The following is a 9,086-nucleotide window of genomic DNA, read 5'->3' on the forward strand; positions in this document are numbered from 1 at the left end:
GGTCGCCCGCTGGCGGCCCGAGGACGAGTCGCTCGCAGCCCTGCGGTCCACCGACGGCGGACGCGGCGGGGACGCGAGCCACGAGCGGAGCGAGGCATGAGCCCCACAGCCCTGGTGACACAGGTCGACCCCGGGCCCGGTCTGGCGACCCTGGTGGAGACCGGCCGGACCACCGGCGCCGAGGAGGTCCTCTTCTGGGTCCTGGCACCGATCATGGTGATCGCCGCCCTCGGTCTGGTGTTCGCGCGCCGCACCGTCTACGCCGCGATGAGCGTGGTCCTGGTGATGGTCTGCCTGGCGATCCTCTACGTCGCGCAGGAGGCCCCGTTCCTCGGCGTGGTGCAGGTGATCGTGTACACCGGCGCCGTGATGATGCTGTTCCTGTTCGTCCTCATGCTCGTCGGCGTCGATGCGTCCGACAGCCTCGTGGAGACGATCTCCGGGCAGCGCTGGATCGGTGTGGTGTTCTCCCTGGGTCTGGGTGCGGTGCTCGTCGGTGTGGTGCTCACCGCCCGGGGCGTCGCGCCCCGCGGCCTGGAGGGCGCCAACGCCGACACCAACCCCGTGGGTGTGGCGCGCGTGATCTTCGGTGACTACGTGTTCGCCCTGGAGGTCGTCGGCGTCCTGCTGATCACCGCCGCACTGGGTGCGTTGGTCCTCACCCACCGTCAGCGTCTGGAGAAGCGGATGGGGCAGCGCGAGCGCGCCGAGGCGCGGGTCGCCGAGGGTGCGGTGCTCACGCCGTTGCCGGCCCCGGGCGTGTACGCGCGCAGCAACGCGATGGACGCCCCGGCGCTCGGCCCGGACGGCCGCCCGCTCGACTCCTCGGTGCCGCGCGTGCTGCGGGTGCGGGGTCAGGAGCGTTCGGTGGCGGACGTCGCCGCGCGGCCGATCGACGGCACCGAGCACCTGATCGAGGTCGACGAGGGGCTGGGCGAGGTCCCGGGTACCGGGTCGACCCCGCCTGAGCGCGGCATCACCGGTGAGGAGCCGATCCGATGAACCTCAGCAACTACCTGGTCCTGTCGGCGGTGCTGTTCACGATCGGGACGTCGGTCGTGCTGCTGCGACGCAACGCGATCATCGTGTTCATGGGCATCGAGCTGATGCTCAACGCCTCGAACCTCGCGTTCGTGACCTTCGCCCGCATGCACGGTGACCTCACCGGTCAGGTCGTGGCCTTCTTCGTGATGGTCGTGGCGGCCGCCGAGGTCGTCATCGGCCTGGCGATCATCGTGGCGATCTACCGCACCCGCCGCTCGGCCTCGGTCGACGACGCCAACCTGCTGAAGAGCTGAGGAGCGCCGCTGATGACGTCTGCTCTCGCCTCCGTGCCCGCGGCCGCTGCCGCCGGGTCGGCCATCCCGGCGACCGGGGTGTTCGAGTACGCGTGGCTCCTGATCGCCCTGCCCCTGGCAGGTGCAGCCGTGCTGCTGCTGGCCGGCCGTCGGTCCGACGCCTGGGGACACTGGCTCGGGGTGCTCGCCTCGGGCGGTGCCTTCGTGGTCGGTGCCCTGCTGACCGTCGTGATGATGGGCGCCCCGCTCGAGGAGCGCGTCCAGGACGTGCACCTGTTCGACTGGATCACCGCCGGTGCCTTCGACCTGGCCGCAGGCCTGCGCGTGGACCCCTTGTCCTTGTCGTTCGTTCTGCTGGTGACGTTCGTCGGCACCCTGGTGCACATCTACTCGGTCTCCTACATGGAGCACGACGCGCACCGCCGCCGGTTCTTCGCCTACCTCAACCTGTTCATCGCGGCGATGCTGCTGCTCGTCCTGGCCGACAGCTACGTCCTGCTGTTCGTCGGCTGGGAGGGCGTGGGCCTGGCGTCCTACCTGCTGATCGGGTTCTGGAACCACGAGAAGCCCAACGCGGTGGCTGCCAAGAAGGCCTTCGTGGTCAACCGTGTCGGTGACGTGGGCATGCTGGTCGCGATCATGCTGCTGTTCGCGGCGTTCGGCGCCACGGACTTCGAGACGGTGTTCTCCCTGGCCGACGGCGCCAACGAGGCGCTGCTGACCGCCGCAGGGCTGATGCTCCTGCTCGCCGCGTGCGGCAAGTCGGCGCAGTTCCCCCTGCAGTCCTGGCTCGGTGACGCGATGGCGGGCCCGACGCCCGTCTCGGCGCTCATCCACGCCGCGACCATGGTGACCGCGGGCGTGTACCTGGTCGTGCGGTCCGCGCCGGTGTACGCCGGGGCACCCACGGCCCTGCTGGTGGTGGCGATCGTCGGTGCGTTCACGCTCCTCTTCGGTGCGGTGATCGGCTGCGCGAAGGACGACATCAAGAAGACGCTGGCCGCGTCGACCATGTCCCAGATCGGGTACATGATGCTGGCGGCGGGCCTGGGGCCCATCGGCTACGCCTTCGCGATCTTCCACCTGATCACCCACGGGTTCTTCAAGGCCGGGATGTTCCTGGGTGCGGGTTCGGTCATGCACGGCATGCACAACGAGGTCGACATGCGTCGCTTCGGGGGCCTGCGCCGGTACATGAAGATCACGTGGATCACGTTCGCGGCCGGGTGGCTGGCCATCCTGGGTATCCCGCCCTTCTCGGGCTTCTGGAGCAAGGACCTGATCATCGAGTCCGCGTTCGCCACCGCCAGCGGCGAGGGCTGGCAGCCGTGGGTCTTCGGCACGGTCGCACTGCTGGGTGCCGGGATCACCGCGTTCTACATGTCCAGGCTCTTCTTCATGACCTTCCACGGCACTCAGCGGTGGCCCGGTCACCGGGTCTCGCAGACGGAGACCGTGGACGAGCCGGTGCAGGACCCGCACGAGTCCCCGGCGCTCATGATGTGGCCGATGATCATCTTGGCCGTGGGGTCGGTGGCCCTCGGTGGGGTGCTGGCCTTCGGCAACGCGTTCGAGCGCTGGCTCGACCCGGTGCTCGGGTACACCGAGCACCCCGACCCGGTGCTGCCCATCCCGGTGATCATCGGCGCGACCCTGCTCCTGGTCCTCCTCGGCGCGTTCCTGGCCTGGCGCCAGTACGCCGCCGCGCCGGTCGCGGTCGTGGCACCCCGCGGGTCTGTGCTGACCCGGGCCGCGCGCCGGGACCTGTACCAGGACGAGGTCAACGAGACGTTGCTGATGCGACCCGGTCAGTACCTGACCCGGTCGCTGGTCTTCGGGGACCGTCAGGTCGTCGACGGGACGTTCACCGGGCTCGCGCGACTGGTGGGGGGCTCCGGCGAGCTCGTGCGCAAGGTACAGAACGGGTACGTGCGGTCCTACGCGTCCACCATGGTCGCGGGGGTCGTGGTGCTCACCGCGGTCGTCCTGGCCTTCCGGATCTGAGGGGAAGAGACACCACACATGCAGGATCAGACCTTCCCCTGGCTCACCACGCTGATCGTGGTGCCCCTCGTGGGCGCCGCCGTGCTGTGGGCGCTCCCGTCGGCGCTGCGCCGGTTCGCCCGGCCGGTCGCGGTCGCGTTCTCGTTGGTGGTCCTCGCCCTCGCGGCAGTGGCGACCTCGACGTTCGACGTGTCCACCGCCGGCACCCACCAGCTACGTGAGCAGACCGAGTGGATCCCCGCGATCGGTGCCAGCTACGCGCTGGGCGTCGACGGTGTCGGGCTCGCCCTCGTGCTGCTCTCGGTGGTGCTCGTGCCGCTGGTCCTGCTGGCGGCGTGGCGGGAGCACCCGGACGCCCCGGCGACGGGCCGGGCCGCGGTGCTCGGTGGCGACCGCATCCGGCACTACATGGCGCTCGTGCTGGTCCTCGAGGCCTGCATGGTCGCGATCTTCGCGGCGCGCGACGTGTTCCTGTTCTACGTCGTGTTCGAGGCCATGCTCATCCCCGTCTACTTCATGGTGGGGGCGTTCGGCGGCCTGCGTCGGCGCTACGCGGCCGTCAAGTTCCTGCTGTTCTCGCTCGCCGGTGGCCTCGTCATGCTCGCGGGTGTCATCGCGCTCTACCTCAACGGCCCCGGGGGACCGCAGGGGTTCCTGGTCGAGAACCTGATCGGCACCCAGATGTCGACCACCACCGAACGCCTGATCTTCTTGGCGTTCTTCCTCGCCTTCGCGATCAAGGCCCCGATGTGGCCGGTGCACACCTGGCTGCCCGACACCGCCGAGCAGGCCCCTGCCGGCACGTCGGTGCTGCTTGTCGGTGTGCTGGACAAGGTCGGCACGTTCGGCATGCTCACCCTCTGCCTGCCGCTGTTCCCCGAGGCATCCCGGTGGGCAGCTCCGGTGATCATCGTGCTGGCGCTGATCTCGATCATCTACGGGGCGCTGCTGGCGATCGGCCAGACGGACCTGATGCGTCTGATCGCCTACACCTCGGTCAGCCACTTCGGCTTCATCGTGCTGGGGATCTTCGCCTTCACCTCGGTCAGCATCCAGGGCGCCTCGTTCTACATGGTCAACCACGGGCTCTCCACGGGCGCGCTGTTCCTGCTGGCCGGGTTCCTGGTCGCACGGCGCGGCTCGCAGCGGATCGCGGACTTCGGCGGCCTGCAGAAGGTCGTCCCGGTCCTGGCCGGGACGTTCCTGGTCGCCGGGCTCTCGGCGCTGTCCCTGCCGGGCCTGTCGACGTTCGTCAGCGAGTTCCTCGTGCTCGTGGGCACGTTCGGGGCGAACCGCCCGGCGGCGGTCGTCGCAGCTCTGGGCGTGGTGCTGGCAGCCCTGTACGTGCTGCTCACCTACCAGCGGGTCTTCACCGGCCCGGTGCGGGACGGCTTGGCGACCACGCCCGACCTCTCGCTCCGGGAGAAGGTCGTCGTCGCACCGCTCCTGGGCCTCATGCTCGCCCTCGGCTTCTACCCGGCCCCGGCGCTGGACCTCCTGCGGGAGCCCGCCGAGCAGGCCATGGAGCTCGTGGGTGTGCAGGACGTGGAACCGGCCTACACCAGTACCAGCACCATCGATGACGGGAGTGACCAGTGACCGCGCAGTTCGTGGCGCCCGAGATCGCCTGGGCGCAGCTGCTTCCGGTGATCCTGGTGCTCGGCGCCGGTGTCGTCGGGGTGCTCGTCGAGGCGTTCGCCCCGCAGCGGCTCCGCCGCCCCCTGCAGCTCGTGCTCGCCCTGGGCGGTACGGCGGCGGCGATCGTCGCCGTGGCCGCCCTGTGGCCCCAGACGGTCGCCGACGGCGGCACGGTGGTCCTGGGCGGCTCGATGGTCCTCGACGGGCCGGCACTGGCCCTGCAGGGAGTCGTCGCGGCCCTGGGTCTGGTGGGCCTGCTGGTGATCGCCGACCGCACCGAGACCGGTGAGGACGCGTTCGCACCCTCGGCGGCAGCCGTCCCGGGCTCGGACTACGAGGAGGTCGCGCGCCGACGGGGCCTGGCCCAGACGGAGATCTTCCCGCTGGTGCTCTTCTCCCTCGGCGGCATGATGATCTTCCCGGCCGCCGGTGACCTGCTGACCCTGTTCGTCGCGCTCGAGGTCCTGTCTCTGCCGCTGTACCTGCTCGCGGGCATGGCCCGGCGTCGCCGCCTGCTCAGCCAGGAGGCCTCCCTCAAGTACTTCATGCTCGGGGCGTTCGCCTCGGCGTTCTTCCTGTTCGGCGCCGCGCTGCTGTACGGGTTCGCCGGTTCGGTGCGCCTGTCCGACATCACCGTCGCCGTGGGGTCCGTGACCGGTCTGGACCCGCTGCTGATCGCCGGTTCGGTCCTGGTGCTCGTGGGTCTGCTGTTCAAGGTCGGGGCCGTGCCGTTCCACGCCTGGACGCCGGACGTCTACCAGGGCTCGCCCACTCCGATCACCGGTTTCATGGCGGCCTGCACCAAGATTGCGGCGTTCGGCGCGATGCTGCGCCTGGTCTACGTGGTGATGCCCGGGCTGGAGTGGGACGTCATGCCGGTCCTGTGGGGCGTCGCGGCGCTGACCATGGTCGTCGGTACCGTCGCGGCGATCGTGCAGACCGACGTCAAGCGGATGCTCGGGTACTCCTCGGTCGCCCACGCCGGCTTCATCCTGGTCGGTGTGGTGGCGCTCACCCAGAGCGGCATCACCTCGGTGCTGTTCTACCTGCTCGTGTACGGCCTGGCCACGATCGGCGCGTTCGCCGTGGTCGCGCTGGTGCGTGAGGTGAACGCCGGGCCCGGTGGCGCGGTCGTGGCCGAGGCCACGCACCTGAGCCAGTGGGCCGGCCTCGGGCGGCGGCACCCCGTGCTCGCAGGTTCGTTCGTGCTGTTCCTGCTCTCGTTCGCCGGCATCCCCCTGACCGCGGGGTTCATCGGGAAGTTCACGGTGTTCTCGGCCGCGGTCGAGGGCGGGCTGTGGTGGCTGGTGGTCGTCGGTGTGCTGGCCTCGGCCGCGGCGGTGTTCTTCTACGTCCGTCTGGTCGTGCTGATGTTCTTCACCGAGCCGGCGGGCCCGGACGCACCCACGACCACCGTGGTGCGGACCGACGGGCTCTCGCAGGTGGCGATCGGTGTCGCCGCCGTAGCCACCGTGGCTCTCGGTGTGGTGCCGGGACCGGTGCTCGACGCACTCGGGGACGTGGCGGTCTTCATCCCGTGACCACCGTCCCGGTTCCCGACGCGGCCCTCGCCGAGCTGCTCCAGGCGCGCCTGGACCTCGTCGAGGAGCGTCTGCGTGACGCGGTCGCGCACACCGACGTGCTGGCCGACTCGGCCTCCCGGCACCTGGTGAACGCCGGCGGCAAGCGGCTGCGGCCGTTGCTGACGCTCCTGGCCGCCCAGCTGGGCGAGGGGCGCCGCCCCGAGGTGATCGACGCCGCGGTCGTGGTCGAGCTGACGCACCTGGCCACGCTGTACCACGACGACGTCATGGACTCGGCGCCGGTGCGCCGTGGCGCCCCGTCGGCGCACGAGGTGTGGGGCAATCACGTCGCGATCCTCACCGGCGACCTGCTGTTCGCCCGGGCCTCGGCGGTGGTGGCCGGGCTCGGCCCGGAGGCGGTGCGGATCCAGGCCGCCACCTTCGAGCGGCTCTGCCTCGGCCAGCTGCACGAGACGGTCGGCCCCCGTGACGACGAGGACCCCGTCGACCACTACATCCAGGTCCTGTCGGACAAGACGGGTTCGTTGATCGCGACGTCGGCGCGGTTCGGCGCGATGTTCGCCGGTTGCCGGCCGGACGTCGTGACCACGTTGGTGGAGTACGGCGAGAAGCTGGGCGTGGCGTTCCAGCTGGCCGATGACGTGATCGATCTCTCCTCGGACCCCTCGGAGACCGGCAAGACCCCCGGAACCGACCTGCGCGAGGGCGTCCCGACGATGCCCGCGCTGCTGCTGCGGGCCCGTGCGGCCGCACCGGGAGCCACGGCCCGGGACGTGGACCTGGCGTCCCGGCTGGACGCCGACCTGTCCGACGACGACGTGCTGGCCCACGTGGTCGCCGACCTGCGCGAGCACCCCGTGGTGGAGCAGACCCGGGACCGGGCTGGGGATTGGTCCCGGGCTGCGGTCGCTTCGCTGGGTACCCTTCCTGCGGGGGCGGTCAAGGACTCCTTGGTGTCGTTCGCCGAGGCGCTGGTCGACCGCGCCTCCTGACGCCCGTCGTCGTGGCCGCGCTCATGTCGGCCCCGGCACGCGCCGATGATCGATGTCGAGGGTGCAGCCCGGTCGGTGCGAGTGCCCCGACCGCCAGAGCGGAGAGGGGGTGCGGTGCGTACCTCTTGGGGATCAGCGACCGACCGTGGTCACGTCCGTGCCCTCAACGAGGACTCGCTGCTGGCCTACCCCCCGGTGTTCCTCGTGGCCGACGGGATGGGTGGGCACGCCGCCGGTGACGTGGCCTCACGGATCGTCGTGGAGGAGTTCTCGCACCTGGCCGGCAGGGCGTCGGCGACGCCGGACGACGTGCACGCGTGCTTCGCGCGCAGCGCCGCCCGGCTGCGCGAGGCGGTCCAGGTCGGCAGCACCGCCGGGACCACGGTGGCGGGCGCCGCGATCGCCGCTCATGAGGGTGGCGCGTACTGGCTGGTGTTCAACATCGGTGACTCCCGCGTGTACAGGTGGGCCGAGGGCGAGATGGAACAGATCAGCGTCGACCACTCGGTCGTCCAGGAGCTCATCGACGCGGGCGAGATCGGCCCCGTGCAGGCGCGCCGCCATCCGCAGCGCAACGTCGTGACGCGCGCCGTGGGCACGGAGACCGAACCGGACCCCGACTACTGGCTCATCCCGGCCGGGCCTGCCGACCGGTTGCTGATCTGCTCCGACGGGCTCACGTCCGAGGTCCACGAGGACGTCGTCGCCGGGGTGCTGCGGACGGTGCCGGACCCGCAGCTGGCCGCCCAGGACCTCGTCGACCGGGCGCTCGCCGCCGGTGGACGCGACAACGTCACGGCCGTCGTCGTCGACGTCGCCGTCGCCAGGAGCGCCGTCGACACCGACGTCACGTTGCGCGCCGTGGACCGACCGGAGACGTCCACGTCCCAGGCTCCCGGGCAGTGGGACGAGGCGGTCGACGGCGTCACTCTTCCGTCCGGTACCCGACCCGAGGTGAACCCATGATCGTGCCCACGTACGCCCCCGGTGACTGGTACGCCGTCGTGACCGACGGCAGCGTCGTGATGCTGCCGCCCGGGGTGCCGTTGGCGGCCGTGCAGGAGGTGTGGGCCTCCCTGCGTGGCGGAGGCACCCTCACCGACCAGCTCCAGGTCCTGCTCGCCGGTGGGATCGCTGCGATGCCGCCGTTCGCCCTGGTGGCGGTCGGGAGCCGGGAGGTCAGGGTCGTCGTGCGGGGGGACGTCGAGGTGGTGCTCGTGTCGGCCGCCGGCCGCAGGGTCGTGACCGGTGACCGGGTGGCGACCTGGACCGAGGAGACCGTCGAGGACGTGTGGACCGTGGCTGTCCGTGCGCCCGGGGCGCCGGGCGGTGACCACCTGCCGGTGCTGTCCGGGACGGTGCGGGCGGGTGCGGTGGGTGTCGAGCTGCGCGCCGTGGAGCGTCAGGCGCGCCGGGGTGCGACGGCACCGGCGCACACCAACGGTGAGCGGTCCCGCCGTCAGTCCCGTCAGGCCGTCACGGAGGTCCCGGGCCCCCCGGCAGACGACCTCGCAGGCGAGCGGCGCGAACCCGACCAGGCGGCGACGGCGCCACCCGAGCCCGAGCGTGCGGCACCCGAGCCCGCGGAACCCGAGCCTGCGGCACCCGAG

Annotated in this window: 7 protein-coding genes and 1 pseudogene; all 8 read left to right on the top strand. The window is 71.2% G+C overall.

Going from position 1 to position 9,086, the window contains the following annotated elements; genetic code table 11:
* The first annotated feature begins 96 nt into the window (after nucleotides 1-96).
* On the top strand, nucleotides 97-1,002 hold the full coding sequence (locus tag N869_RS10020; RefSeq protein ID WP_084136886.1) for an NADH-quinone oxidoreductase subunit J: 906 nt from the start codon (nucleotides 97-99) through the stop codon (nucleotides 1,000-1,002).
* Entirely contained in the window at nucleotides 999-1,298 is a 300-nt protein-coding gene (nuoK, locus tag N869_RS10025) for an NADH-quinone oxidoreductase subunit NuoK (RefSeq protein WP_035061025.1), read from the top strand. The genes N869_RS10020 and nuoK overlap by 4 nt, the downstream gene beginning before the upstream one ends.
* Before the next feature lie 12 nt (nucleotides 1,299-1,310).
* On the top strand, nucleotides 1,311-3,302 hold the full coding sequence (nuoL, locus tag N869_RS10030) for an NADH-quinone oxidoreductase subunit L (RefSeq protein ID WP_084136889.1): 1,992 nt from the start codon (nucleotides 1,311-1,313) through the stop codon (nucleotides 3,300-3,302).
* Nucleotides 3,303-3,320: 18 nt separating this feature from the next.
* Nucleotides 3,321-4,901: an NADH-quinone oxidoreductase subunit M gene (locus N869_RS10035; RefSeq protein WP_035061027.1), complete on the top strand. Its 1,581-nt coding sequence runs from the start codon at nucleotides 3,321-3,323 to the stop codon at nucleotides 4,899-4,901.
* Complete coding sequence (gene nuoN / locus N869_RS10040) at nucleotides 4,898-6,481, top strand: NADH-quinone oxidoreductase subunit NuoN (RefSeq protein WP_084136892.1); 1,584 nt, start codon at nucleotides 4,898-4,900, stop codon at nucleotides 6,479-6,481. The genes N869_RS10035 and nuoN overlap by 4 nt, the downstream gene beginning before the upstream one ends.
* Nucleotides 6,478-7,476 carry a polyprenyl synthetase family protein gene (locus N869_RS10045; RefSeq protein ID WP_035061030.1) on the top strand — a complete coding sequence of 333 codons (999 nt, stop codon included), beginning with the start codon at nucleotides 6,478-6,480 and terminating at the stop codon, nucleotides 7,474-7,476. The genes nuoN and N869_RS10045 overlap by 4 nt, the downstream gene beginning before the upstream one ends.
* A 114-nt stretch (nucleotides 7,477-7,590) precedes the next feature.
* The gene (locus N869_RS10050) at nucleotides 7,591-8,442 is read left to right on the top strand and encodes a PP2C family protein-serine/threonine phosphatase (RefSeq protein ID WP_052105362.1); all 852 of its coding nucleotides are present in this window, start codon (nucleotides 7,591-7,593) and stop codon (nucleotides 8,440-8,442) included.
* A pseudogene (locus tag N869_RS10055) lies at nucleotides 8,439-9,086 on the top strand (hypothetical protein); the annotation flags it as partial. The gene N869_RS10050 and the pseudogene N869_RS10055, both read left to right, overlap by 4 nt.

The organism is Cellulomonas bogoriensis 69B4 = DSM 16987, from assembly GCF_000767165.1.
Taxonomy (GTDB): domain Bacteria; phylum Actinomycetota; class Actinomycetes; order Actinomycetales; family Cellulomonadaceae; genus Actinotalea; species Actinotalea bogoriensis.